This is a genomic window from Micromonospora coxensis, assembly GCF_900090295.1.
Taxonomy (GTDB): Bacteria; Actinomycetota; Actinomycetes; order Mycobacteriales; family Micromonosporaceae; genus Micromonospora; species Micromonospora coxensis.
Genome location: NZ_LT607753.1, coordinates 910876 through 933437 on the forward strand (window position 1 = coordinate 910876; position 22562 = coordinate 933437).

The 22562-nt window shown below is 75.2% G+C and carries 21 protein-coding genes and 6 tRNA genes; 12 read left to right on the plus strand and 15 right to left on the minus strand.

Going from position 1 to position 22562, the window contains the following annotated elements; genetic code table 11:
• Positions 1-71: 71 nt before the first annotated feature.
• The 4 genes from GA0070614_RS04025 to GA0070614_RS04040 all read left to right on the plus strand — a co-directional run bounded on the left by GA0070614_RS04025 (position 72) and on the right by GA0070614_RS04040 (position 3856).
• Positions 72-647, plus strand: a complete 576-nt coding sequence (locus GA0070614_RS04025) for a winged helix-turn-helix domain-containing protein (RefSeq protein ID WP_088974698.1) — start codon at positions 72-74, stop codon at positions 645-647.
• A complete protein-coding gene (locus GA0070614_RS04030; protein WP_231933522.1) occupies positions 644-1963 on the plus strand; it encodes an MFS transporter in 1320 nt (439 codons plus the stop codon). The genes GA0070614_RS04025 and GA0070614_RS04030 overlap by 4 nt, the downstream gene beginning before the upstream one ends.
• 115 nt (positions 1964-2078) lie before the next feature.
• The gene (locus GA0070614_RS30475; RefSeq protein WP_172892365.1) at positions 2079-2897 is read left to right on the plus strand and encodes an MEDS domain-containing protein; all 819 of its coding nucleotides are present in this window, start codon (positions 2079-2081) and stop codon (positions 2895-2897) included.
• Positions 2894-3856, plus strand: coding sequence for an anti-sigma factor RsbA family regulatory protein (locus GA0070614_RS04040; RefSeq protein ID WP_088974700.1), 963 nt, complete (start codon positions 2894-2896; stop codon positions 3854-3856). Before GA0070614_RS30475 ends, GA0070614_RS04040 begins: the two co-directional genes overlap by 4 nt.
• A 35-nt stretch (positions 3857-3891) precedes the next feature.
• On the opposite strand, the gene GA0070614_RS04045 is transcribed toward GA0070614_RS04040, so the two are convergent.
• Complete coding sequence (locus GA0070614_RS04045; protein WP_088974701.1) at positions 3892-4305, minus strand: hypothetical protein; 414 nt, start codon at positions 4303-4305, stop codon at positions 3892-3894.
• Between the two features lie 107 nt (positions 4306-4412).
• Complete coding sequence (locus tag GA0070614_RS04050) at positions 4413-6149, minus strand: M28 family peptidase (protein WP_088974702.1); 1737 nt, start codon at positions 6147-6149, stop codon at positions 4413-4415.
• 279 nt (positions 6150-6428) lie between these two features.
• Between GA0070614_RS04050 and GA0070614_RS04055 the strand changes: the two genes are divergently transcribed.
• The 5 genes from GA0070614_RS04055 to GA0070614_RS04075 all read left to right on the plus strand — a co-directional run bounded on the left by GA0070614_RS04055 (position 6429) and on the right by GA0070614_RS04075 (position 11159).
• Positions 6429-7010: a biliverdin-producing heme oxygenase gene (locus GA0070614_RS04055; protein WP_088974703.1), complete on the plus strand. Its 582-nt coding sequence runs from the start codon at positions 6429-6431 to the stop codon at positions 7008-7010.
• A 52-nt stretch (positions 7011-7062) separates the two neighbouring features.
• A complete protein-coding gene (locus GA0070614_RS04060) occupies positions 7063-7947 on the plus strand; it encodes an ABC transporter substrate-binding protein (RefSeq protein ID WP_088974704.1) in 885 nt (294 codons plus the stop codon).
• A 233-nt stretch (positions 7948-8180) separates the two neighbouring features.
• Entirely contained in the window at positions 8181-8861 is a 681-nt protein-coding gene (locus GA0070614_RS04065) for a response regulator transcription factor (RefSeq protein WP_088974705.1), read from the plus strand.
• 13 nt (positions 8862-8874) lie between these two features.
• On the plus strand, positions 8875-10257 hold the full coding sequence (locus tag GA0070614_RS04070) for a sensor histidine kinase (protein WP_088974706.1): 1383 nt from the start codon (positions 8875-8877) through the stop codon (positions 10255-10257).
• Positions 10254-11159, plus strand: coding sequence for a Gmad2 immunoglobulin-like domain-containing protein (locus GA0070614_RS04075; RefSeq protein WP_088974707.1), 906 nt, complete (start codon positions 10254-10256; stop codon positions 11157-11159). Before GA0070614_RS04070 ends, GA0070614_RS04075 begins: the two co-directional genes overlap by 4 nt.
• A 185-nt stretch (positions 11160-11344) precedes the next feature.
• Here the strand turns inward: GA0070614_RS04075 and GA0070614_RS04080 are convergent.
• From GA0070614_RS04080 to GA0070614_RS04110, 7 genes are all read right to left on the minus strand, one after another.
• A tRNA-Cys gene (locus tag GA0070614_RS04080) sits at positions 11345-11418 on the minus strand.
• 26 nt (positions 11419-11444) lie between these two features.
• Positions 11445-11516 (minus strand) — tRNA-Gln (locus tag GA0070614_RS04085).
• Positions 11517-11553: 37 nt separating this feature from the next.
• A tRNA-Arg gene (locus tag GA0070614_RS04090) sits at positions 11554-11626 on the minus strand.
• 40 nt (positions 11627-11666) lie between these two features.
• Positions 11667-12866 (minus strand): RtcB family protein, encoded by a 1200-nt coding sequence (locus tag GA0070614_RS04095; RefSeq protein ID WP_088974708.1) that lies wholly within the window; start codon positions 12864-12866, stop codon positions 11667-11669.
• Positions 12867-13058: 192 nt separating this feature from the next.
• Positions 13059-13131: transfer RNA gene (locus GA0070614_RS04100), tRNA-Gly, on the minus strand.
• A 10-nt stretch (positions 13132-13141) separates the two neighbouring features.
• Positions 13142-13215, minus strand: a tRNA-Glu gene (locus GA0070614_RS04105).
• A 131-nt stretch (positions 13216-13346) separates the two neighbouring features.
• A tRNA-Trp gene (locus tag GA0070614_RS04110) sits at positions 13347-13419 on the minus strand.
• A 395-nt stretch (positions 13420-13814) separates the two neighbouring features.
• Here GA0070614_RS04110 and GA0070614_RS04115 point away from each other — a divergent pair.
• On the plus strand, positions 13815-14999 hold the full coding sequence (locus GA0070614_RS04115; protein WP_197701422.1) for a spore photoproduct lyase family protein: 1185 nt from the start codon (positions 13815-13817) through the stop codon (positions 14997-14999).
• Between the two features lies 1 nt (position 15000).
• Here the strand turns inward: GA0070614_RS04115 and GA0070614_RS04120 are convergent, their stop codons facing one another.
• Positions 15001-15681 (minus strand): NADPH-dependent F420 reductase, encoded by a 681-nt coding sequence (locus GA0070614_RS04120; protein ID WP_088974709.1) that lies wholly within the window; start codon positions 15679-15681, stop codon positions 15001-15003.
• Between the two features lie 169 nt (positions 15682-15850).
• Here GA0070614_RS04120 and GA0070614_RS04125 point away from each other — a divergent pair, with 169 nt between their 5' ends.
• On the plus strand, positions 15851-16450 hold the full coding sequence (locus GA0070614_RS04125; RefSeq protein ID WP_088974710.1) for a TetR/AcrR family transcriptional regulator: 600 nt from the start codon (positions 15851-15853) through the stop codon (positions 16448-16450).
• Positions 16451-16470: 20 nt separating this feature from the next.
• Complete coding sequence (locus GA0070614_RS04130; RefSeq protein WP_088979197.1) at positions 16471-17256, plus strand: alpha/beta hydrolase; 786 nt, start codon at positions 16471-16473, stop codon at positions 17254-17256.
• 39 nt (positions 17257-17295) lie between these two features.
• Here GA0070614_RS04130 and GA0070614_RS04135 read toward each other — a convergent pair whose 3' ends face one another.
• The 5 genes from GA0070614_RS04135 to GA0070614_RS04155 form a co-directional block, all read right to left on the minus strand.
• Positions 17296-17802, minus strand: a complete 507-nt coding sequence (locus GA0070614_RS04135; RefSeq protein ID WP_088974711.1) for a DinB family protein — start codon at positions 17800-17802, stop codon at positions 17296-17298.
• 105 nt (positions 17803-17907) lie between these two features.
• A complete protein-coding gene (locus GA0070614_RS04140) occupies positions 17908-18753 on the minus strand; it encodes a M15 family metallopeptidase (RefSeq protein WP_231933523.1) in 846 nt (281 codons plus the stop codon).
• Positions 18750-19964, minus strand: a complete 1215-nt coding sequence (locus GA0070614_RS04145; RefSeq protein WP_088979199.1) for a D-alanyl-D-alanine carboxypeptidase family protein — start codon at positions 19962-19964, stop codon at positions 18750-18752. The genes GA0070614_RS04140 and GA0070614_RS04145 overlap by 4 nt, the downstream gene beginning before the upstream one ends.
• A gap of 222 nt (positions 19965-20186) precedes the next feature.
• On the minus strand, positions 20187-20969 hold the full coding sequence (locus GA0070614_RS04150) for a peptidylprolyl isomerase (RefSeq protein WP_231933524.1): 783 nt from the start codon (positions 20967-20969) through the stop codon (positions 20187-20189).
• A gap of 78 nt (positions 20970-21047) precedes the next feature.
• A complete protein-coding gene (locus tag GA0070614_RS04155) occupies positions 21048-22271 on the minus strand; it encodes a D-alanyl-D-alanine carboxypeptidase family protein (protein ID WP_088974713.1) in 1224 nt (407 codons plus the stop codon).
• Positions 22272-22562 lie beyond the last annotated feature (291 nt).

The following is a 22562-nucleotide window of genomic DNA, read 5'->3' on the forward strand; positions in this document are numbered from 1 at the left end:
CGAGTCCCCGACCCGGGAAGGCTTTGACAAGACTTCTTGTACATCGTGTCTTGTACCTCTAGTCTCGTTCCATGACCGAGGACGAGTCGACCCTGCACCTCAGCGACCCCCGGGCGATGCGCGCCCTCGCCCACCCCACCCGGCTGCGGCTCCTCGGCGAGCTGCGCGTACGCGGGCCGCAGAGCGTCGGCATGCTCAGCGAGATCGTCGACGAGGCGGTCGGCTCGGTCAGCTACCACCTGGGCAAGCTCGCCGAGCACGGCTTCGTCCGGGAGGCCCCCGAACACGCGCGCAACCGCCGCGAACGCTGGTGGCGGGCCGCGCACACGCGCACCAACTGGGAACCGGTCGAGATGCTGGCCGACCCGGAGCGCAAGCTCGCCTCCGACCTGCTGCGCCGCGCCACCCTCCAGCGCTACGTGGACCGCTACCAGGCGTACCTGGAGGCCGAGGCGACCTTCGAACCGGAATGGGTGCGCGGCACCACCAGCAGCGACCAGTTCATGCACCTCACCCCCGACGAGCTGCGTGAACTGCGTGCCGAACTGATGGAGCTGGGCGCCCGCTGGCGCGCCCGCAGCAACCCCGACCGGCCCGACGCGCGCACCGTCACGCTGATCTGGCAGGCGTACCGGGGGCCGCAGTGAGCGCCGCGCCACGCCGGTGGACGCCACTGGCCGGCCTGCTGGCCGGACACACCGTCTCGCTCACCGGCAACATGCTCACCTACATCGCGCTGCCGCTGTACGTGCTGGCCGAGACCGGCTCGGCGACCGCCACCGGCCTGACCGCCGCGTTCGCCATCGCCCCCGTGGTGCTCGGCGGAGCCCTCGGCGGGGTGCTCGTCGACCGGATCGGCTACCGACGGGCCAGCGTCCTGGCCGACCTGGTCTCCTGCCTGACCATCGCCGCCGTTCCCCTGCTCGACGCCACGGTCGGCCTGCCGTTCTGGGCGCTGCTCGGCCTGGTCTTCCTCAGCGGCCTGCTCGACACCCCCGGCCAGACCGCGCGCAACGCGCTGCTGCCGGAGGCCGCCGCGGCGGCGGGGGTGCCGATCGAGCGGGCGGTCGGCTGGTACGAGGCGACCGAGCGGGGCTCCCGACTGCTCGGCGCGCCCCTGGCCGGCCTGCTCGTCGCCACCCTCGGGGCGCTGCCGGTGCTGGCGCTGGACGCGGTGACCTTCGCAATCTCCGCCGTGCTGGTCGCCACGCTGGTGCCCCGCGACATGCGGCCCGCCGGCACCGCCACGGAGCCCTCCGCCGGCTACTGGCGCGACTTCGACGTCGGGCTGCGGTTCCTGCTCCATGAGCCGCTGCTGCGCGCCGTGGTGCTGCTGGTGCTGGTCACCAACTTCTTCGACGCCACCAAGAGCAACGTGCTGCTGCCGCTGGTCGCCGAGCGGGACCTCGGCGGGGCGACCGCGTTCGGCCTGCTCGTCGGCGCGATGGGCGGCGGCGCCCTGGCCGGCTCGCTGCTGTTCAGCGCCGTCGGGCACCGGCTGCCTCGCCGGGCCACCTTCGTCACCGCGTTCGCGATCGCCGGCCCCGCACCCTTCTGGGCCCTCGCCGCCGCTCCCCCGCTGCCGGTGGTGGTCGCCGTCTTCGCCGTCGCCGGATTCGCCGCCGGCGCGATCAACCCGCTGATCGGCGCGGTGAAGCTGGAGCGGATCCCGGGGCACATGCGCGCCCGGGTGTACGGCGTCGTCGGCGCCGGGGCCTGGGCGGCCATGCCGGTGGGCGCGCTCCTCGCCGGCCTGGCCGCCGACCGGTTCGGCACCACCACCACCCTGCTCTGCGTCAGCGCCGGCTACCTCCTGGTGTCACTGGTCCCGCTGCTGGGCGGGCCGTGGCGCACCATGCGCCGGCCCGCCACCCCACCCGCACAGCCCGCCACCCCACCCGCACAGCCCGCCGGCCCACCGGCCGTCGCCCGCGCCAACGACGGAACGCCCGGCCGCCGATAGCGGACGCCCACGACCCGGCGACGGGTCGTCCCGGGGCGCACGGTCGATCGACCGACCGGCCGGGTCGCTGGTGACCTGCGGGGCGGGCATACACTGCGGGCATGAGGCTGTCGGCGTGACCAGCGGAGCGACGGCTTCCGGGCGTCCCGGTCACGCCTGCTGGAGCTACGACGATCCGGCCATCTTCGAGGCGCGGGCCCGCGAGTTCCTGCTCGCCGGCCTGGCCGCCGGTGACCGCGTCTGCTACGTCAGCCCCGAACCGGTGCCGCTGGTCGTGGAGCGGTGGAGCAGCACACCCCGGCTGCGCGAGGCGCTGCACAGCGGTGCGGCGGAGATCGCCTCCGCGGAGCACATGTACGGCGACGGCATCCTAGCCCACGACGCCCAACTGGCCTCCTACACCACGACGATCGAGGCGGCGCTCGCCGACGGGTACGCCGGCTGGCGGATCGCTGCCGACGCCACCTCCCTGGTGAGCGACCCGCAGCGGCGGGAGGCGTTCGCCCGCTACGAGCACCTCGTGGACCGGTTCATGCGCACCCGGCAGATGTCGGCCGTCTGCGGCTACGACCGCAGCCGCCTCGGCGGGCCGGTCATCGAGGAACTGGCCTGCCTGCACCCGACGTCCGACCCGGGGGCCAGCCTGTTCCACCTGTACGCCGGTGACGGCGGCCTGGTCCTCGACGGCGAGTTGGACTCCTCGAACCAGGACGTGTTCGCCACCGCCCTGCGGCGCACCGACTCCGGCACCCCCGGCGACCTGCTGATCGACGCCGCCGACCTGCGCTTCGTCGACTACCGCAGCCTGGTGCACCTGCACCGGCACGCCGCGCGCCGACACGGCGAGGTGGTGCTGCGCACCGACCTGGGGCCCGCGTCCCGACTTGTCGCGCTGCTCGGGCTGACCCGGGTGCGGGTGGAGGCGGCCGGATGAGGACGGGCGCCGCCGCCGGACACCGCGGCTACTACCACGAGGCCCTGCTCTACGACTGTGACGAGGCGCTGCTCGCCGCCGTCCTGCCCTTCCTGCGCGACGGGGTCGCGGCCGGTGAGCCGTCCCTGGTGTCGTTGGGCGATCGCAACACCGCCCTGGTCCGCTCGGCGCTGCCCGCCGGATTTGGGGTGACGTTCCTCGACGGCGGGGGCGTCTACGCGCGCCCCGCCGTCGCGCTGCGGGCGTACCGCCGGCTGCTGGCCGACGAGGTCGCCGCGGGGGCGGCGCAGATCCGGATCGTCGGCGAGCTGCCACCGGTGGCGTTCGGCCGCTCCTGGGACTGGTGGGCGCGCTACGAGTCGGCCATAAACCACGCGTTCGACGAGTTCCCGCTGTGGAGCATGTGCCCGTACGACACCCGGACCACGCCGCCGGAGATCCTCGCCGACGTCGCCCGCACCCACCCGCGTACCGCCACGGCCGACGGTCGGCACCTGCCCAACGAGACCTACACCGAGCCGGCGACCTACCTGCGCCAACGCCGGGAGGTGCCGCCCGATCCGTTGCAGCGCGGCGCGCCGCTGATCGAGCTGGACGATCCGACGCCGGCCGTCGCCCGGGCGGCGGTGTACGCCGTCGCCACCGCGCACCTGTCCGCTGACGAGGTGGACGACCTGTCGGTGGCGGTCAGCGAGGCGGTGACCAACGCGCTGCGGCACGGCCTGCCGCCGGTGCGGTTCCGGCTCTGGGCCGGCGACGGACGTGCGGTGGTGACCGTCAGCGACGCCGGCACGGGGCCGTCGGACCCGTACGCCGGCCTGCTGCCGACGCCGGGCGCCACCTCCGGTGGGCTGGGGCTGTGGATCACCCACCAGTCCTGTGACCACGTGGCGATGCAGCCCGGGCCGGACGGCTTCACGCTGCGGCTGACCACCGGCGACCCGAACGTCGCCGGCTGAGCGGACCGGGCCACCCGGGCGGCAGGTCCGCCGGGTCAGCCGCGCAGCAGGTCCGCCTGGGCGGCGCGCAGCCGGTCCACGGCGGCGTCGACCCCGGGCGGGACGCGCCGGTCCAGCTCCGCCCAGACCTCGGCGAGCGCGTCGGTGACCGCCTTCAGCTCGGCCGCGTGCCGGCGCGCGCCGTGGCGGTGCGTCTCCTCCAGGCGGCGGGCCCAGCCGGCGGTGACCGCGGCGAGCCGCTCGTCGTCGGCACGGGCCTGGGCGGCGGTGCGGGCCGCCGCGACGGGCACGACGGCGGCGAGCGGGCGGGGATCGCCGTCCCGGGTGACCAGGGTGACCGTGTCGGTCAGCTCGGCCATGGCGATCACCTGGGTCAGCCGGGTGCGCAGCTCGCGCAGCGGCATGGATCGGGGTGGACCACTGTGGTGGGTCAGCGCGGGGGCAGCCATGTCCTCATGGTCCGACCGGGGTACGACATTTACCGCCGTCGGGGTCTGCCCGGCCGACGGCGCAGGTCGGGGCGGGGCGGGCCGGTGCCCGTCCCGCCCCGACACGGTCAGCTCGCCTGCAGGGTCACGTCGTCGACGACGAAGCTGGTCTGCAGGGACGCGTCCTCGGTCCCGGTGAACTTCAGGGTGACGGTCTGCCCGGCGTACCCGGCCACGTTGAACGAGCGCAGCTGGTAGCCGCTGGCCGCGTTGAGGTTGGAGTACGTGGCCAGGGTGGTGCTGCCGAACTGCACGGTCAGCTTGTCGTACGCGGTGCCGGTGGTGGTCTCGGCGGTGTCGATGTGCAGGTAGAAGCCGAGCGTGTACGTCGAGCACCCGGCCGGCACGCTCACCGACTGCGACAGCGTGTCGGTGTGGGTGCTGCCGTACCCGTCGAGCCACGCCTTGTACGAGCCGGTGCGGGCCGGCTGGCTGGCCGAGTTGGTGATCACGCCCGAGGAGGCGGTCCACGGGGTGGTGCCGGACTCGAAGCTGCTGTTGCCGATGACCTGACCGCCGGTGCAACCACCGGCGCCGGTCACGGTGAGGGTGTAGGTGGCGGTGCGCGTCACCGAGCCGGTGCCGGTGACCGTGATGGCGAAGGTGCCGGTGGTGGCGGTCGACGAGGCGCTGACCGTCATGGTCGCCGAGCCGCCGGAGGTGACCGACGACGGGCTGAACGACACCGTGACCCCGGCCGGCGCCCCGGAGGCCGACAGCGCCACCGTCTGCGCGCTGCCACTGGTGGTGGCGGTGCTGACCGTGGCCGTGGTGGACCCGCCCCGGGCCAGGCTGCCGGAGGTCGGGCCGACCGCGACGGAGAAGTCGTTGGTCGGGGTGCCGGTGCCGACCGCGAGCTGCCAGATCGCGTACGCCACGCCGTCGGCGCTGCGGTTGAGGTGGGTGGCGCTGATGTTGCTGGTCGTGTCGCAGGCCCGGTGGTAGCACGGGTCGTACGCGGAGCCGGAGGTGCCGCCCCACTTGGCGGCCTGGGTGCTCGTCTTGCGGGCGCTGGCCCCGGTGGCGTACCCGGAGGTGGGGATGCCGGCCTGCTGGAAGGGGTAGTCGTCCGAGCGCCCCTGGCCCTCGACGTTCTCCTCGGGCTGCAGACCCAGCGAGTCCCAGTACGCCTTCAGCGGCGCGGCGGTGGTGGAGGTGAGCCGGTTGATGAAGTAGCCACCGTTGGTCGAGGAGACCATGTCGAAGTTGTAGTAGCCCTTGATGTGACCGCGCTGGGTCGCGGTCAGCGAGTTGACGTAGAACTCCGAGCCGTTGAGGCCCTGCTCCTCGTCGGTCCACCAGGCGAACCGGACCCGCTTGGTCATCGTCGGGTTCTGGCTGGCCAGGACGAGGGCGTTCTCCAGCAGGCTGGCCGAGCCGGAGCCGTTGTCGTTGACGCCCGGGCCGGCGGAGACGCTGTCGAGGTGCGCGCCGAACATGACGACCTGGTCGGCGGGGCCCTGCGGCCACTCGGCGATGAGGTTGTTCGACCGGTACACGCAGCTCGTGCAGACCTGCTCGGTGACCGTGTACCCGGCGGCCTGGAGCTTGGACTTGACGTAGCTGACCGAGGCCGTGTAGCCGGCCGAGCCGGCCCGGCGGTTGCCGCCGTTGTTGGTGGCGATGCTCTGGAACTGGGACAGGTGGGCCTGGACGTTGGTCACCGAGATGTCCGGCGCCGCGAGCGCGGCCACGGGGGCGGCGGCGGTCGGCCGGATCGCCGTGGCCGGTGGCGCGGCCAGGGTCAACGTCGCCGCGGCGAGGACGGCGAGCGCGAGGCCCGTGGTCGGCGTTCTCAGTCTCATGCGGGCTCCTCATGGGGGCACGGGTGTGACCGGGTCCCGAGCGGGGGGTGTGGTTCGGGGCGGACGGGACGTCCGCGACCCGGGGGTGAGGTCGCGGCGGTCACACCGGGGAAGCAAACACTGACATGTATCAATCTCGCGGTCAACCGGCCGGATGGTGTCACAATTTGCCGATCGGAAGGAGGACGCGGCAGCGTCCGCCACCACCACCGGGCGACCGGCCTCACCACGACGACGGCCGGACGATCGAGGCCCCGCTCCGCTGGGCATACTGCCCGGATGCCAGCCCCGCCCGACCTCCTCGCCGACCTGCGCGCCGGGACCCGCCAGCAGCACCACCGGGTGGAGCGCGTCCTGCGGCTGCCCGGCCGGATCAGGTCCCGCGACGACCTGAGGGCCACCCTCACGGCGATGCTCGCCGGCTGGCAGCCGGTGGAGCAGGCGCTGGCCGCCACCGACTGGACCCCGCTGGGGCTCCCCGCCGACCTGGGCACGGCGGTCGACCTGATCCACGACGACCTGCGTACCCTCGCGGCGGCCGACCCGCCGCCGGCGACCGTCGGAGCGCCGGAGATCCGCTACGACACCCTGGCCCGCGCCGTCGGCGGCCGGTACGTGCTGCTCGGCAGCGCGGCGGGAGGCCGGATCATCGCCCCCGTCGTGCAGCGTCGGGTCGGGCCCGAGGGCACCCGGTTCCTGCGCCGCGACGGCCGGGAGCCCGACCGGGACTGGGCGTCGTTCGGCGCCGCGGTGCGGGCGCACCCGTGGCACGCCCGGCAGCACTCCGAGGCGGTCGACGCGGCCCGGCAGACCTTCGACCTGATCGCCACCGCCGCCGCCCGGCTGCTCGACCCCCGCTGAGCACCGGGGGCCCGCCCCGCCCCGCGCCGGCGGCCCCGGGCAGGATGGGGTGATGCGCCTGGTGTCCCTGCTGCCCTCCGCGACGGAGATCGTCTACGCCCTCGGCCTCGGCGACGATCTGGTCGGGGTCACCTTCGAGTGCGAGCTGCCGCCGGCCGACCGGGCCGACCGGACGGTGGTGGTCGGCGGCGCCGACACCCGGGGCATGACGCCCGGGGAGATCGACGCGTACGTGCGGGGCCGGCTCGCGGCCGGCGAGGACCTCTACACCCTGCACGCCGACGCGCTCGCCGGGCTGGACCCCGACCTGATCCTCACCCAGGACCTGTGCCGGGTCTGCGCGCTGCCGTCCGGGCACGTCTCCGACGCCCTGGACCATCTCGGCTGCCGCGCCGACGTGCTCTCCCTCGACCCGTACACCCTCGACGAGGTGTGGCAGAGCATCCTCGCCGTGGGCGCCGCGGCGGGCGTACCCGATCGGGCGAAGGCCCTGGTCGGCGGCCTGCGGGACCGGCTCGCGGCGGTCGCGGCGGCGGTCGCCGGCCGCCCCCGGCCCCGGGTCGCCGTGGTGGAGTGGACCGACCCACCGTTCACCGCCGGGCACTGGATCCCCGATTTGGTCCACGCCGCCGGCGGCGAGCCGGTGGCCACCCGCCCCGGCGCCCGGTCGGTGCAGGTCGACTGGTCCGAGCTGCGCGACGCGGCCCCGGACGTCGTGCTGGTCACCCCGTGCGGCTTCCACCTCGACGGCGCCGTGGCGCAGGCCCGGGCCGTGGCCCCGCACTTCCCGGGCACGCCGGTCTGGGCCGTCGATGCCGACGCGCTGGTGGTGCGCCCCGGCCCCCGCCTGGCCGACGGCGTCGAGGCGATCGCGGCCGTGCTGCACCCGCGGGCCGTGCCCGCGCCGCCGGCCGACGCGGTCGCCCGGGTCGCCTGAGCGCCGGCGTCCGCACCCACCGGCCGGCTCGGCGACGGCCGGACCACCCGCCCAGGGCCGCCGCCGCCCTGGTCCGCTGAGGACCGTCGCCCCCGCCGGTGAGGCCGTCGCCCCCGCCCGGTGAGGGCCGTCGCACCGGCCGTCGGGACCGGGCCGGTCGTCGACCGTACCCCCGGTCACCAGCCGTTGCGCCAGGGTCTTCGGCGCCGTCGCGGGACTACCCTGAGGAGGTCATGGAGGGCCGGGTGCTGCTCGTGGAGGACGATGCCTCCATCCGGGAGGTCACCGCCCTCGGTCTGCGGCGGGCCGGCTTCCGGGTCGCCACCGCCGTGGACGGCCGGGCCGCGCTGGCCGCCTGGCGGTCCCAGCCGGTCGACCTCGTCGTCCTGGACGTGATGCTGCCCGGCCTCGACGGCCTGGAGGTCTGCCGGGAGATCCGGCGCACCAGCGCCGTGCCGATCCTGATGCTCACCGCCCGCACCGACACTCTCGACGTGGTCGTCGGCCTGGAGTGCGGCGCGGACGACTACCTGCGCAAACCGTTCGACATGCCGGAACTCGTGGCACGGGTCCGCGCCGGGCTGCGCCGCGCCGCCGCCGTGGTGGAGGAGGGCACCCTCACCGTCGGCGGGCTGGAGATCGACCCGGCCCGCTTCGTCGCCCGCAAGGCCGGCCGGGAACTGTCGCTCACCGCCACCGAGTTCCGGCTGCTGCTCGAGCTGGCCCGCCGGCCCGGGCAGGTGTTCACCCGGGACCTGCTGCTCGACCGGGTGTGGAACCACTCCCACCTCGGCGACTCCCGACTGGTCGACGTGGCGGTGCAGCGGCTGCGCGCCAAGGTCGAGGACGATCCCGCCGCGCCCCGGCTGATCCGCACCGTACGCGGAGTCGGCTACAAACTCGCCACCAGCTGACGGGAGGACGGCGATGAGCGCGGGCGTACCGCCGGCCCGGCTGCGACGCCGGTTGACGGTGGCGTTCGTGCTGGTCGCCGGAGTGTCCGCCGGGGTGCTGGCGAGCGGGTCGTACCTGATGGTGCGCCAGGCCCGGCTGGACGGCGCGGTGCAACACGCGGCGGCCGACGCCCGCTACCAGCTCGTCCTCGCCGGACAGTTCGTGCCGCTGACCGACGCCCGCCGCGCCGAGTTGCTGGGCAGCTTCGAGGGCAGCGGCCGGCACGTGCTGCTGATCACCGACCGCGCCGAGGCGTCCCACCCCGGGTACGCCCCCATCCCCGGCCACCCGCTGCGCGACGCCGTCGCCGACGGGCAGCTGGGCTACGAGCGCGTCGCCGACGACGGCCGGCACCTGCTCGTGGTCGGCGGCCGGATCCCCGGCGCCACCGCCGAGCTGTACGCGGTCACCGACGAGAGCGACCTGATGAGCGGGCTGGACCAGCTGCGCACCGCGCTGACCGTCGGCTGGCTGACGGTGGTGGCGCTGGCGGCCGGGGTCGGGCACCGGCTGGCCCGGCGCACCCTCGACCCCGTCGGCCGGGCCAGCCGGGCGGCCCGGGCGGTGGCCGAGGGACTGCTGGCCACCCGACTGCCGGTACGCGGCCGTGACGAGTTCAGCGACTGGGCCACCGCGTTCAACGAGATGGCCCAGGCGCTCCAGACGAAGATCGACGACCTGACCCGGGCGGAGGCACGGGAGCGACGGTTCACCGCCGACGTCGCGCACGAGCTGCGTACCCCGGTCACCGCCCTGGTGGCGGCGGCCTCGCTCCTGGGCGACCGGCTCGACACGCTGCCCGACGACAGCCGGCGCACCGCCGAACTGCTGGTCGCCGACGTGGTACGGCTGCGGACCCTGGTCGAGGACCTGATGGAGATCTCCCGGCTCGACGCCGGACGCGACCCGGTGACGGTCCGCGCGGTCGACGCCCGCGCCCTGCTCGACACCCTGATCACCGCACACGGCTGGGCCGACCGGGTCGTCGTGGACGGCGACGCGGTCACCGTCCGCACCGACCCGCGCCGGCTGGAGCGGATCCTGGCCAACCTGGTCGGCAACGCCGTCACCCACGGCCGGGGCGAGCTGCGCGCCACCGCCGCGCGGGTCGGCCCACTGCTGGTGTACGAGGTGAGCGACCAGGGCCCGGGCATCGCCTCCGAGCACCTGCCGCACCTGTTCGACCGCTTCTACAAGGCCGACCCGGCACGCTCCGGCCCGGGCAGCGGCCTCGGCCTGGCCATCGCCCGGGAGAACGCCCGGCTGCTCCGGGGCGACCTGACCGTCCGCAGCGCCCCGGGCGTCGGGAGCACGTTCCGCCTGACGCTGCCCGTCACTCGGGACGACGACCCGTGAGCCGAGCGGCCGCCCTGCTCACCGCGCTGGTGCTGCTGCTCACCGGCTGCGCCGACGCGCGCTCGGGCACCCTCGGCCCGGCCCCCACCGCCGCCCCGCCCGGCAGCCCGCCGACCGGCGCCCCGGTGGCCGTGCCGTCCCCGCCCACCGGCACGCCGGCCGGGCCGACCCGCACCGCCCGGCCGGCCCCGCCCCCCGCCTCCACCCGCAGCGCCACACCGGCGCCCACCGGCAGCGTCACCGTGCAGCTCTGGTTCACCCGGGACCGGACCCTGACGCCGACCCGACGCACCCGACCCGCCACCGTCGCCACCTCCCGGCTGGCGCTGGACGAACTGGCCACCGGCCCCACCGCCGCCGAGGCCGCGGCGGGCCTGGCCACCCTCGTCCCGCCCGGGATCGAGGTGGTCCGCGTCGCCGACGGCACGGCGACGATCGCGGCGCACCCCTCGCTGGCGGACACCGACACCCCGACCGTGCGGCTGCGGCGCGCCCAGATCGTCTGGACGCTCACCCAGTTCCCCACCGTGCGCCGGGTGGCCTTCACCGACCCGGACGTGGTGCTCGGACGGGCCGACCTGGCCGACGTGCTGGCGCCGATCCTGGTCACCGAGCCCACCGTCGGGCAGCGGGTCGGCACGCCGGTCACCGTCGCCGGCACCGCCGACGTGTACGAGGCCACCGTGTCGATCCGGATCCTCGACGCCACCGGCCGGGTGGTCGGCGCCGGGTTCACCACCGCCACCTGCGGCAGCGGCTGCCGGGGCGACTACCGGGCCGGGATCGCCTACCGGCTGCCCAGGGCGGGACCGGGCACCGTCGAGGTGTACGAGGTGTCGCCCGAGGACGGCAGCCGTACCCATCTGGTGAGCGTCGCGGTCACGCTCGCCGCCACCGGCTGAGCCCGATCCCGCTCGCGGGGTCCGCGGGCCGGCGCACGCGCGGGCGCGGCCGTCGGTCGCCCCGGACAGGGGGACCGACGGCCGCGCCGTCACCGGTCGCCGGCCCCGGGGTCGAACCGGGCGGGCCGCCGTCATGAGCAGCAGCTGGACCCACGTCCTCCGGCGTCACCACAGTGGACGGCAGATGGAGACCGAGACCGGATTCGAACCGGTGTAGGCGGTTTTGCAGACCGCTCCCTGGCCACTCGGGCACTCGGTCGGGTCGTCGAGCGACGAGGGTTCGTGCTGCGAGCGGAGGACTCGAACCTCCATCGCCCGTTCCAGAGACGGGTGTGCTGCCGATTGCACCAGCTCGCAAGGGGTTCCGCTCCGACGTCACGCCGGATGCGGACCGTGCCCCGACCAGGATTCGAACCTGGGCTTTCCGGTTCCGTAGACCGGCGCTCTCTCCGCTGAGCCACCGGGGCGTACGACCGGCGCCCACCCCCCTCGGGGCGCCGGTCGGGCCTAACCCTTCACGCAGACCACCTGCTTGAGGTGTGCCACCACCTCGACCAGGTCGTCCTGCTGCGCCATCACCTCGGTGATGTCCTTGTACGCGCCGGGGATCTCGTCGACCACCCCGGCGTCCTTGCGGCACTCGACGCCGGCCGTCTGGGCGGCCAGGTCGTCGAGGGAGAACGTCCGCTTCGCCTGCCCCCGCGACATCCGCCGCCCCGCGCCGTGCGACGCCGAGCAGTACGCGTCCGGGTTGCCCTTGCCGCGCACGATGTACGAGCCGGTGCCCATCGACCCGGGGATGATGCCCAGGTCCCCCCGACCGGCCCGGATCGCGCCCTTGCGGGTGACCAGCACCTCGACGCCGTCGTACGTCTCCTCGGCGACGTAGTTGTGGTGGCAGGAGATCGGCTCGCCGTAGCCGACCTGCGGGAAGTGGTCGCGGACCACACCGCAGAGCAGGGCGAGCATGACCGCCCGGTTGCGCCGGGCGTACTCCTGCGCCCACCACAGGTCGCGGCGGTAGGCGTCCATCTCCGGGGTGCCGGCCAGGAAGACCGCCAGGTCCCGGTCGGGCAGGTCGGTGTTGTGCGGCAGCCGCCGCGCCACCCCGATGTGCCGCTCGGCGAGTTCCTTGCCGATGTTGCGGGAGCCGGAGTGCAGCATCAGCCAGACCTGCCCGGCGTCCGGGCCGTCCTGCTCGACGCAGACCTCGATGAAGTGGTTGCCGCCACCGAGCGTGCCCATCTGGTGCTGGGCGCGGCTCTCCAGCTGCGCCACCCTGCGGTCGAGTTCGCCGAACCGCCGCCAGAAGGCGTCCCAGCCGGCCTGCTCCAGGCCGCGGACGCGGCGCGGGTCGACCGGGTCGGCCCGCTTGGCGAAGCCGACCGGGATGGCCGCCTCGATCGCCGCGCGCAGCGGTGCGAGGTCGTCGGGCAGGTCGGCCGCGGTGAGCGAGGTGCGCACCGCGCTCATCCCACAGCCGATGTCGACGCCGACCGCGGCCGGGGAGACGGCCTGCCGCATGGCGATGACGGAGCCGACCGTCGCGCCCTTGCCGAAGTGCACGTCCGGCATGACGGCGACGCCCTGCACCCAGGGCAGCGCGCCGATGTTGCGCAGCTGCTGCGCGGCCTGCGGCTCGATGCCGTACGGGTCGGTCCAGACCCGTACCGGGGCCCTGGTGCCCGGCAGCGGGGTGAATGCCATCGTCGTCTCCTGTGTCGTCGTGGTGCCGTACCCGGTCGGGGCGGCGGAAGGATCGTGGACCGCCCGGGAGTCGAACCCGGCGGGAGTGGCGTGCAAGGCCTCTCTGCGCCCGGCGCGCAGCCCGTGACGCCCCGGCGGCGGGGCCGGGGCGGGCGCGGGCGTCCTCGGCCGAGGACGCCGGCACGCCCGGAGAGCGGTTGGCCGGGTTCGAACCGGCGACCTTCGCCATGGCGAGGCGACGCGCTGCCTGCTGCGCTACAACCGCGGGTGGTACGTGGGCCGTACGGGGTTCGAACCCGTGAACCTCCCGGTCGAGAGCCGGGTGAGCTGCCAGTTGCTCCAACGGCCCGGGCGGGGTGGTGCGTCCACCCCGTGTCGTGTCCCGGCCGGCGCGCTGCGGCGCCGGCCGGGGTCGTGCTCATGCCGTCCACTGTGGAGTTGAGAAGATGCGACGTCGCCGGCGTGGGCCGGGACGGGAGGCAGGGGTGACAGGATTCGAACCTGCGACCGTCGGGTTTGGAGTCCGGTGCTCTGCCAGTTGAGCTACACCCCTGGGTGGGTGCCGGAAGACGAAAGAGCCGCCCGGTCCCCGGTGGGGTGGGCGGCTGCGCGTGTCGCGCGTGGCGCTATCCGCGCCGCCACCCTGGTCGCCAGCCGCATCGGCCCTGGAGCAGGCCCCGGGCTCGTTCGCCCGTGGGCAGCAGGGCACCGCCGCGCGGCATGGGCCGCGTGGTCTCGGTGCGGTTTCGCTGCTGCACGGTGGGCTCCCCGGATCGATCGGCGTGACGTTGCCCGTTGACGGTAGGCGAGCCGCCGGGACAGCCGCAACGGATATTCGCGATCATGTCCCGGCGGACGCCGGATGACGCGGGGACCGGCGGCCCGCCGAGCGGCACGGGGATTCGCGGGCGCTCGCGTGGACCGGCCGGACCTGGGTAACCGAGCGGGATGCAACCGGACAGCGTCGATGTCGACCGGCCACTCGCGGTGGGCGTGCCGGCCGCGCCGCACGATGCCAGCGGGGAGGGCGTGCCGACGCGTGACCTGGCCGGGCTGGCGCCGCCGCCACGTCCGGCGCGGCGGTGGACGCCGCGGCGGGTGGTCGTCACCCCGGCCGCCTGGGAGCACCCGCACGCGCGGCGGATCGCCGCCCGGGTCGAGGCGCTGGGCATCGAGGTGGAGCGGCTGCGCGCCAACCGGCTGACCGGCCTGCGCGGGGAGACCGAGCGGGAGACGTACGCCCGGGCCAAGGCGACCATGGCGATCGTGGTGAGCCCGCCGTCGCGACGCCGGTTGCAGCCGATCGCGCCGAGCGCGGACTGGCGGGTCGACCTGGCGGAGGGGTGCCCGGCGCACTGCCAGTACTGCTACCTCGCCGGTTCGCTCTCCGGCCCGCCGGTGACCAGGGTGTACGCCGACCTGGACGAGATCCTCGACGGGCTGGCCGACTACGTCGGTCGGGGCACGGTGACCAGCCGCAGCGCCGGGCGGGCCGGGGAGGGCACCACGTTCGAGGCGTCCTGTTACACCGATCCGCTGGCCCTGGAGCACCTGACCGGCAGTTGGCGGCGGGCGGTGGCGCACTTCGCCGCCTGGGAGGCCCCGGTGCAGCTGCGCTGGACCACCAAGTACGACGACGTCGGCACGTTCGTGGGGCTGCCGCACGCCGGGCGTACCCGGGTCCGGTTCAGCGTGAACTGCCTGCCGGTGAGCACCCGGTTCGAGGGCGGCACGAGCCCGGTGCCGGCGCGGTTGGCGGCGCTGCGCCGGCTGGCGCTCGACGGCTATCCGGTGGGGCTGACCGTCGCCCCGATCATGCCGCTGCCGGACTGGCGGACCCACTACGGGCAGTTGCTCTCGCTGGTGGCCGACGCGGTGCGCGGCGTGCCGGGGCTGGACCTGACCGCCGAGCTGATCACCCACCGGTTCACCCCCGGCAGCCGGGAGGTGCTGCTCGGCTGGTACCCGGGCACGAAGCTGGAGATGGACGAGGCGCGCCGCAGCCGTAAGCACGGCCGGTTCGGCGCGGTCAAGTACGTCTATCCCCGGGAGGTGATGGCGGAGCTGCGCTCCTGGTTCACCGCCGAGCTGGCCGCCCGGGTGCCCGACTGCCGGGTCCTCTACTGGACCTGACTCACCGCACGATCCTGAACTGGAACATCGGGGTGTCCAGGGTGCCCATCAGCCGCAGCCAGATCGGCAGCAGCATCTCGGTGCCCCGGGCTCCGCTGATGTCGCCGAGGTCGATGACGTCGGTGTGCCCGAAGCTCTCCAGCAGCGCGGTCACCGTCGCCTTGGCCTCGCCGTCGTTGCCCGCCACGAAGACGCTGTGCTCGCCGGCGCCGACCGCCTTCGGGTCGACCATCAGCTCGGCGGTGAGCGTGTTGAGCGCCTTGACCACCCTCAGCTCGGGGAAGGCCGCCTGGATCTGCTCGCCGAGCGAGTCGGTGTCGGCGACGAAGAGGCGGGGCGGGAAGCCCTGGGAGAAGTCGAGCGGGTTGGCGGTGTCGAGCAGCACCTTGCCGGCGAGGTGCTGCGCGCCGGCGGCGGTCAGCGCGGCGATGGACGCCTGGCCGTGGGTGGCGTTGACGACGAGTTCGGCGTCGGCGGTGGCCTCGGCGAAGGTGCCCAGCGCGACGTCGGGGTGCTGGCGTGCCCACTGGGCGTAGGGCGGGTTGCCCATGCCGTCGGGTGCGGTGCGGGCGAGGGTGGCGGCGACGTCCCGGGTGCCGATCCGCACCTCGTGGCCGAGTCGGGCCAGCCGCTCCGCCAAGGTCCGACCGACCACCCCGGTGCCCAGTACAGCGATCTTCATGGTCCTGCTCCTGTCGTCGTGGAAGGGGGCGTCCTGCCCGCCGCACCGAAACTAACAGACAGGTCTGTCTACCAACAAGTCCCGCGCCCTGCGTGCCTTCGTCGCCACGTCCGGGCCGGTGGACAGACCGGTCGGTATCATGGCGGGGACCAGCACGAGAGGTGGCGACATGGCGGCGACGACCCCGGCCGGCGGCGGCCGGCAGTCCGCGCGCGAGCGCATCCTGGAGACCGCCTTCCGGCTCTTCTACGCCCACGGCCCACGGGGTGTCGGGGTCGACACGGTGATCGCCGAGTCCGGGGTCGCCAAGGCGACCCTGTACAAGCACTTCCCCCGCAAGGACGACCTCGTCCTGGCGTACCTCGACACGGTGGACCAGGCCTGGTTCGGCGCGCTGCGCGCCGCCGCCCGGGCCGCCGGGGACGACCCGCGCGACCAGCTCGTCGGGATGTTCGACGCCCTCGGCACGGCGTGCCGGCGGGAGGGCTACCACGGTTGCGCCTTCATCAACACCGCCGCCGAGAGCGCCCCGGGCAGTGCGGTGCACGCCCGCACCGTCGAACACAAGACGGTGGTCCGGGCCTGGGTCACCGACCTGGCCCGCCGCGCCGGGGCGCGGGACCCCGACCGGCTGGCCCGCCGGCTCACCCTCCTGCTCGACGGAGGGCTCGCCGCCGGCGTCCTGGAGGCCGACCCCGCCGCCCCCGCCGAGGCGCGCGCCGCCGCCGAGGTGCTGGTGGCCGCCGCGTGCCCACCGCCGACGGGCTGAGCCCGGTACGGTCACTGACCATGGCTCTGGTCCGCTGCGACTTCTACTCCGAGGCGCTCGGCCTCAACACGTCGATGCAGGTGATCCTGCCGCAGCCCGCGGCGTCCCAGATCGGGCTGGCCGGCGCGGGCGCCGAGGGCGACCCGCCCGTGCTCTACCTGCTGCACGGCCTCACCGACGACGAGACGATCTGGCTGCGGCGCACCGCCATCGAGCGGTACGCCGCCCCGCTGGGCCTGGCCGTGGTCATGCCGCGCGCCGAGCGCAGCTTCTACGCCGACGAGGTCCACGGCAACCGGTACTGGACGTTCCTCAGCGAGGAGCTGCCGCAGGTGTGCCGGTCGCTGTTCCGCCTCTCCACCCGGCGCGAGGACACCTTCGTCGCCGGGCTGTCGATGGGCGGCTACGGCGCGGTGAAGTGGGCGCTGCGCCGGCCGGACCGGTTCGCCGCCGCCGCCAGCCTCTCCGGCGCGCTGAACGTCGCCCACCGGCGCGACCATCCGACCCGGCCGGTGGACGCCGCCGTCTGGCACACCGTCTGGGGCGACCGGCAGGTCCCCGACACCGACGACGACACGGTGGCGCTGCTGGGCACCGCCGGGCCGGACACGCCGCCGCTCTACGTCGCCTGCGGCACCGAGGACTTCCTGTACGAGGACAATCTGACGTTCGTCGAGGCGGCCCGGGCGCGCGGCCTGCCGCTCACCGTGGACTTCTCCCCCGGCGACCACGACTGGGCGTACTGGGACGCGAAGATCTCCGACGTGCTCGCCTGGCTGCCGCTGGGCGGCCGGGCCGGCGGCTGAGCGGGCACCCGGGCACGTCGTCGCCCAGGCCGGGGTCCGTCAGGCCCCGACGCTGCCGTCGATGGCCTCCCGCAGGAAGTCGGCGTGGCCGTTGTGCCGGGCGTACTCGTGCGCCATGTGGTGCATCACCAGCCGCAGCGACACGTCCTCGCCCCACCGCGCCTGGTGGCCGGTGACGTCGAGCGACTCGGCGTCGCGCTCGATGCGGCGGGAGTGCGCCACCTCGCGCTGCCACACCTCGAACGCCTCCGCGCCGGTGCAGCCGGACGGGTCGTACGCCGCCTGGAAGTCGCCGGTCTCCGACCAGATCAGCGGGACGTCCTCCGCGTTGATCACCCGGCGGAACCAGGTCCGCTCCACTTCGGCCATGTGCCGCAGCAGTCCGAGCAGGGTGAGGGTGGACGGGGGCGACGACCGGCGGCGCAGTTCCTCGTCGGTCAGCCCCCGGCACTTCATGGCCAGGGTGGCGCGGTGGAAATCGAGGAAGGCGCGCAGCGTCTCCCGCTCCCCCGCGCGCAGTGGCGGACCGATCCGTTCCAGCTCCACGCCGGCTCCTCGCAGTCGGCGACGGGAGCCTGCGGCGACCGGCCCGTCGCGGGGTTGGCCAGGGTCGGTGGCGAGTCTAAACCGCACCGCCGGCCGCCGCCGGGGTCAGCGTGGCGGCAGCGAGGCGACCGCGACCGGGAAGTCGAAGTACGTCCGCGGGTACGGTTCGTCGGCGTACCGGTAGTGCCACCACTCCCGGTCGTAGTTGACGAACCCGCCCTGTGCCATCAGCCGCTTCAACAGCTGCCGGTGCTGCCGCGCCGGCCCGGTGACGCGCGGGTCGTCGGTGTGCGCCAGCGGGTCGAAGCAGTCGAAGCCGGTGCCCATGTCGACGCTGCCGTCGGCGAAGCGCCGGTCGGCGGGCGCGGTGCAGGGGGTCGGCGGTCGGCCCGGGTCGTAGCGGGCGCGCGGTGGCGCGGCCAGCGGTTCCAGGGTGAGGTCGACGGTGCTGCCCCGGCTGTGCGCCGTGGGCGCGCCGAGGTAGCCCTCGGCGAAGAGCCGGTCCTTGGGCACCCGGGGATAGAACTCGGCCTTCGTCCGCTGGTCGGCGGTGTCTGCGCCCCAGCGGACGAAGTGCGCGACGGCGCGCTGCGGCCGGTAGCAGTCGTACACCCGCAGGCGGTGGCCCTGGGCGCGGGCGGCGGTCTGCACCCGGCGCAGCGCCTCGGCGGCCGGGCGGGTGAGCAGGCACAACGGCTCCGGGTAGCCGTCGACGGGCCGGCCGACGAAGTTGTAGGCGGTGGCGTACCGGATGTCGGTGGCGATGGTGGGGTCGACCTCGGACAGCAGCACGAAGTCGGCCGGGGCGGGCGAGGCGCCGGGCGACGGCGGGGCCGGGCGGGGCGTCGGCGCGGGTCCGGGCGGACGCTGGCAGGCGGCGGACGCGAGGACGACCGCGACGGCCAGCGCCGTGCCGGCGCGCCACCGGCCGGGCCGTGCCGGCACGCTCACCCGCGACGGCGTACGGCGGCGTGCCGGCGACGCCAGCCGACCAGCACCACGGTGGCGACCACCGCGAGCAGCGTCGCGCCGAGCAGCGGGCCGGGCCGGGTCCACCGCTGCCCGGGCCGCTCCAGCGGTCCACCGGCGGCGGCCAGCGCCGGCGGGGTGCCCGACGGTGGCGACGGCGAGGCGAGTTCCCCGGGGCGGACCAGCCGGCCGACCGAGGCGTCGCGGGGCAGCGAGAAGCCCCAGTCCAGCAGGTCGGCCCCCTGCTGCCAGGCCCGCTGGCGGGTCACCTCCGCGCCGAGCAGGGTGACCACCAGCCGCCGGCCGTCGCGTTCGGCCGCGCCGACGTAGGTGTGCCGGGCCAGGTCGGTGAAGCCGGTCTTGCCGCCGATGGCGCCCGGGTAGTGGTACAGCAACTGGTTGTCGTTCTGGATCTCGAACGCCTTCTCGCGCAGCGCCGGTTGGGCCGGGACGACGGCGCGCAGCGTGGTGTCGTACCGGCGGAAGGCCGGGTCGGCGAAACAGGCCCGGGCGATCAGCGCCAGGTCGTACGCGCTGGTGAACTGGCCGGGCGCGTCCAGCCCGGACGGGGTCACCGCGTGTGTCTGGAAGGCGCCCAGGCGGCGGGCCTCGGCGTTCATCGCGCGCATCCCACCCGGCTGACCGGCCGGCCCGCCGCCGAGGCGGGCCAGCGCGTTGGCCGCCTCGTTGCCGGACTTGAGCAGCAGCCCGAGCCAGATCGTCTCGATCCGGTAGCGGCCGCCCTCGGCCAGTCCCACCGCCGAACTGCCCGGTTCGATGTCCAGGTCACCGGCGGTGATCGTGACGACCTCGCGCGGGTCGAGCTTCGGCAGCATGGTGGCGGCCAGCAGCAGCTTCTGCACGCTCGCCGGGGTGGCGTACTCGTGCGGGCCGCAGCCACCGAGCACCGCGCCGCTGTCCAGGTCCGCGACCAGCCACGAGGTGGCCGGCACCGGCGGCGGCGCTGCCACCCCGGCGGGCGTCACCAGCCCGGGCGTGGCCAGCTCCGGTCCGCCGACGACGCGGTGGGCGGGCTCGGCGCGCGGGGGCGCGGGGCGGGGCGGCCGGGACACCGACGGCACGGGCGGGCACGGGCGGGTGGCCACCGGGGACGCCACGGCCACGGCGGGCACACCGGCGGCGGACGCCACGACGGCGACGAGCACGGCGACGGTACGAACCCATACGCTCATCACCACGAAGCGTAGTCAGGATGGCGCGTCCGGGTGACGATTTCCGGTCCTGCCGACGGCGCCGCCCCGAGCCGGTAGGACCCGAGCCGACCGGGTGGGGCGGCGACGGCGCGCCGTCCCACCCGACGCCTCAGGACGCGTGCGTCGACACGCCGGCCCGGCCTGGGCGGTGCCCCGGGGCGGCGACCGGCGGCGGACGCCGCCCCGGGGACCCGGCGGGTCCTAGCGGCCCCGGCTGGCCTTGCAGATCTCCACCGGCTCAGCGGGCGCGCCGTCGACCGGGGCCGGATCCTCCGGGGTGGGGGCGATGCCGGCGGCGGCGATCCGGTCCAACGTCGCCAGCCCGGCCTCGTCGACCGAGCCGAAGACGGTGTAGTTGGGACGCAGCGCCGAGTCGGCCTGCACCAGGAAGAACTGGCTGCCGTTGGTGTCCGGGCCGGCGTTGGCCATGGCCAGCGTGCCCCGGGCGTAGAGGCGGCGGACCCCGGTCGGATCGGTCGGCGCGGGCGGTAGGTCGGTGGGCAGTTCGTCGGCGTACCGGTACCCGGGCCCGCCCGAGCCGGTGCCGGACGGGTCACCGCACTGGAGCACCTTCAACGTCGCGTACGCGGTCAGCCGGTGGCAGGTGGTCCGGTCGTAGAAGCGGTGGCGGGCCAGGTGCAGGAAGCTCTGCACGGTGCAGGGGGCCTGCTCGCGGTCCAGGGTCAACCCGATCGGCCCCTGGTTGGTGTGCAGGGTGACCCGGACCGTGCCACGGTCGGGCGTACGCCGGGGGTCCGGCGGCAGCGGCACCGGGCGGGCCGCCGGGTCGTCCGGGGTCGCCGTGTACGCGCAGGGCCCCTTCGTGGTCGGCGGCGTGGACGGCGCGGCACCGGGGGCGGCGACCGCGGCGGTGCCGGCGGCGGCGACCAGCGCGGCCGACGTGGCCGTCACGCCGGCCAGGCGGCGCAGCGTCCGCAGCGGTCGGTGGCGCGGCACGGCGGTCGGTCGGGGTTCACTCGACACGGGTGTCCTCCCTGGACTCGTGGTACCAGAAAGATCGGAGTCTATGTACCCCGCGACGGCTTGTCGACGCCGGTCGATTCAGGCGCGACGCCGGCCGCGCGGGCGACGGCGGCGCCGCAACGCCAGCACGGCGGCGACGAGCCCGACCAGGACCGCCCCACCGCCGACCACCGCGCCGCCGAGCCACTCCGGTCCCCCGGCCCCGGATCCCCCGGCGGCCGGCGCACGGACCGCCCGGGGCGGGGCGGACGCGGGCAGCCCCTCGGCGGTCACCTCGCCCGGCTCGACCAGCCGGCCCACCGAGGCGTCGCGGGGCAGGGCGAAGCCCCAGTCGAGCAGCCGGGCCCCCTGCTCCCAGGCGCGCACCGGCCGGCGCTCGGCACCCAACAGGGTCACCACCAACCGCCGGCCGTCGCGCTCGGCGGCGCCCACGTAGGTGTGCCGGGCCAGGTCGGTGAAGCCGGTCTTGCCACCCAACGCGCCCGGATAGTTGTGGATCAGCGGGTTCTCGTTCTGGATCTGGAAGCCGGGCTTCTTCAGCGCCGGCTGGGCCGGGATCTGGGTGCGCTCGGTCAGCGCGTACCGGCGGAAGGTGGGGTCGGCGAAGCAGACCCGGGCGATCAGCGCCAGGTCGTACGCGCTGGTGAACTGGCCCGGGCCGTCCAGGCCGGACGGGGTCACCGCGTGGGTCTGCCAGGCGCCGAGCCGGCGGGCCTCGGCGTTCATCTGCCGTACCCCGGCCTGCGCGCTGCCGGCGCCGAGCCGGGCCAGCATGTTCGCCGCGTCGTTGCCGGACTGCAGCAGCAGCCCCAGCCAGAGGGTCTCCACCGAGTACCGGCCGCCGACCAGCAGGCCGACCGCCGAGCTGCCGGGTTCGATGTCCAGGTCGGCCCGGGTGACCGTGGCGACCTGCTTCGGGTCGAGCTTCGGCAGCATGGTGGCGGCCAGCAGCAGCTTCTGCACGCTCGCCGGGGTGGCGTACTCGTGCGGGCCGCAGCCACCGAGCACCGCGCCGCTGTCCAGGTCCGCGACCAGCCACGAGCCGGCGGTGACCGGAGGCGGCGCGGGCGCGCCCGGCGGGACGACCAGACCGGCGGTGGCCAGCGCCTCGCCGCCCACCGCCCGCTGCGCGGGCACCGCCGCCGGGGGCACGGGGCGCGGCGGGCGGGTCACCGTCGGGGTCGGCAACCTCGGGCAGGGCACGACCGCCGGGAGCGCCGACGGCACGGCGTCCGCCGGGACGGGCGTGGCGGTGATGAGGAGTACGGCGACGGTGGCGGCGGCCAGGACCCGGGCTCTCATGGTGAGGCACCATACCGAGACAAGATCGGCGTACCGGAGCGACGCACCCGCCGACGGCGAGGGTGGCGAGCGCGGCACCGAGGGTGAACCCGGCCGGACGGCCGTCGCCCACCTCGCGCGACGCGGCGGCCGGCGGTCGCCGGAAACCGCTTGCCGCCGGTTGAACGATCTTCGGGCGGACTCCGTATCCATGGCCGCAGGGACGCAACGGGACGCCGCCGATGCCGGGGCGGTCGACACCGGGCTCCCGCATCCCCACCGCACCGCCGGAACGCCCCCGGACGCCGACCG

Excerpts from the sequence above, each read along its gene's own strand:
- GA0070614_RS04025 (WP_088974698.1), top strand. The coding sequence starts at position 72 with ATGACCGAGGACGAGTCGACCCTGCACCTCAGCGACCCCCGGGCGATG.
- GA0070614_RS04040 (WP_088974700.1), top strand. The coding sequence starts at position 2,894 with ATGAGGACGGGCGCCGCCGCCGGACACCGCGGCTACTACCACGAGGCC.
- GA0070614_RS04045 (WP_088974701.1), bottom strand. The coding sequence starts at position 4,305 with ATGGCTGCCCCCGCGCTGACCCACCACAGTGGTCCACCCCGATCCATG.
- GA0070614_RS04050 (WP_088974702.1), bottom strand. The coding sequence starts at position 6,149 with ATGAGACTGAGAACGCCGACCACGGGCCTCGCGCTCGCCGTCCTCGCC.
- GA0070614_RS04055 (WP_088974703.1), top strand. The coding sequence starts at position 6,429 with ATGCCAGCCCCGCCCGACCTCCTCGCCGACCTGCGCGCCGGGACCCGC.
- GA0070614_RS04060 (WP_088974704.1), top strand. The coding sequence starts at position 7,063 with ATGCGCCTGGTGTCCCTGCTGCCCTCCGCGACGGAGATCGTCTACGCC.
- GA0070614_RS04065 (WP_088974705.1), top strand. The coding sequence starts at position 8,181 with ATGGAGGGCCGGGTGCTGCTCGTGGAGGACGATGCCTCCATCCGGGAG.
- GA0070614_RS04070 (WP_088974706.1), top strand. The coding sequence starts at position 8,875 with ATGAGCGCGGGCGTACCGCCGGCCCGGCTGCGACGCCGGTTGACGGTG.
- GA0070614_RS04095 (WP_088974708.1), bottom strand. The coding sequence starts at position 12,866 with ATGGCATTCACCCCGCTGCCGGGCACCAGGGCCCCGGTACGGGTCTGG.
- GA0070614_RS04115 (WP_197701422.1), top strand. The coding sequence starts at position 13,815 with ATGCAACCGGACAGCGTCGATGTCGACCGGCCACTCGCGGTGGGCGTG.
- GA0070614_RS04120 (WP_088974709.1), bottom strand. The coding sequence starts at position 15,681 with ATGAAGATCGCTGTACTGGGCACCGGGGTGGTCGGTCGGACCTTGGCG.
- GA0070614_RS04125 (WP_088974710.1), top strand. The coding sequence starts at position 15,851 with ATGGCGGCGACGACCCCGGCCGGCGGCGGCCGGCAGTCCGCGCGCGAG.
- GA0070614_RS04130 (WP_088979197.1), top strand. The coding sequence starts at position 16,471 with ATGGCTCTGGTCCGCTGCGACTTCTACTCCGAGGCGCTCGGCCTCAAC.
- GA0070614_RS04145 (WP_088979199.1), bottom strand. The coding sequence starts at position 19,964 with ATGAGCGTATGGGTTCGTACCGTCGCCGTGCTCGTCGCCGTCGTGGCG.
- GA0070614_RS04155 (WP_088974713.1), bottom strand. The coding sequence starts at position 22,271 with ATGAGAGCCCGGGTCCTGGCCGCCGCCACCGTCGCCGTACTCCTCATC.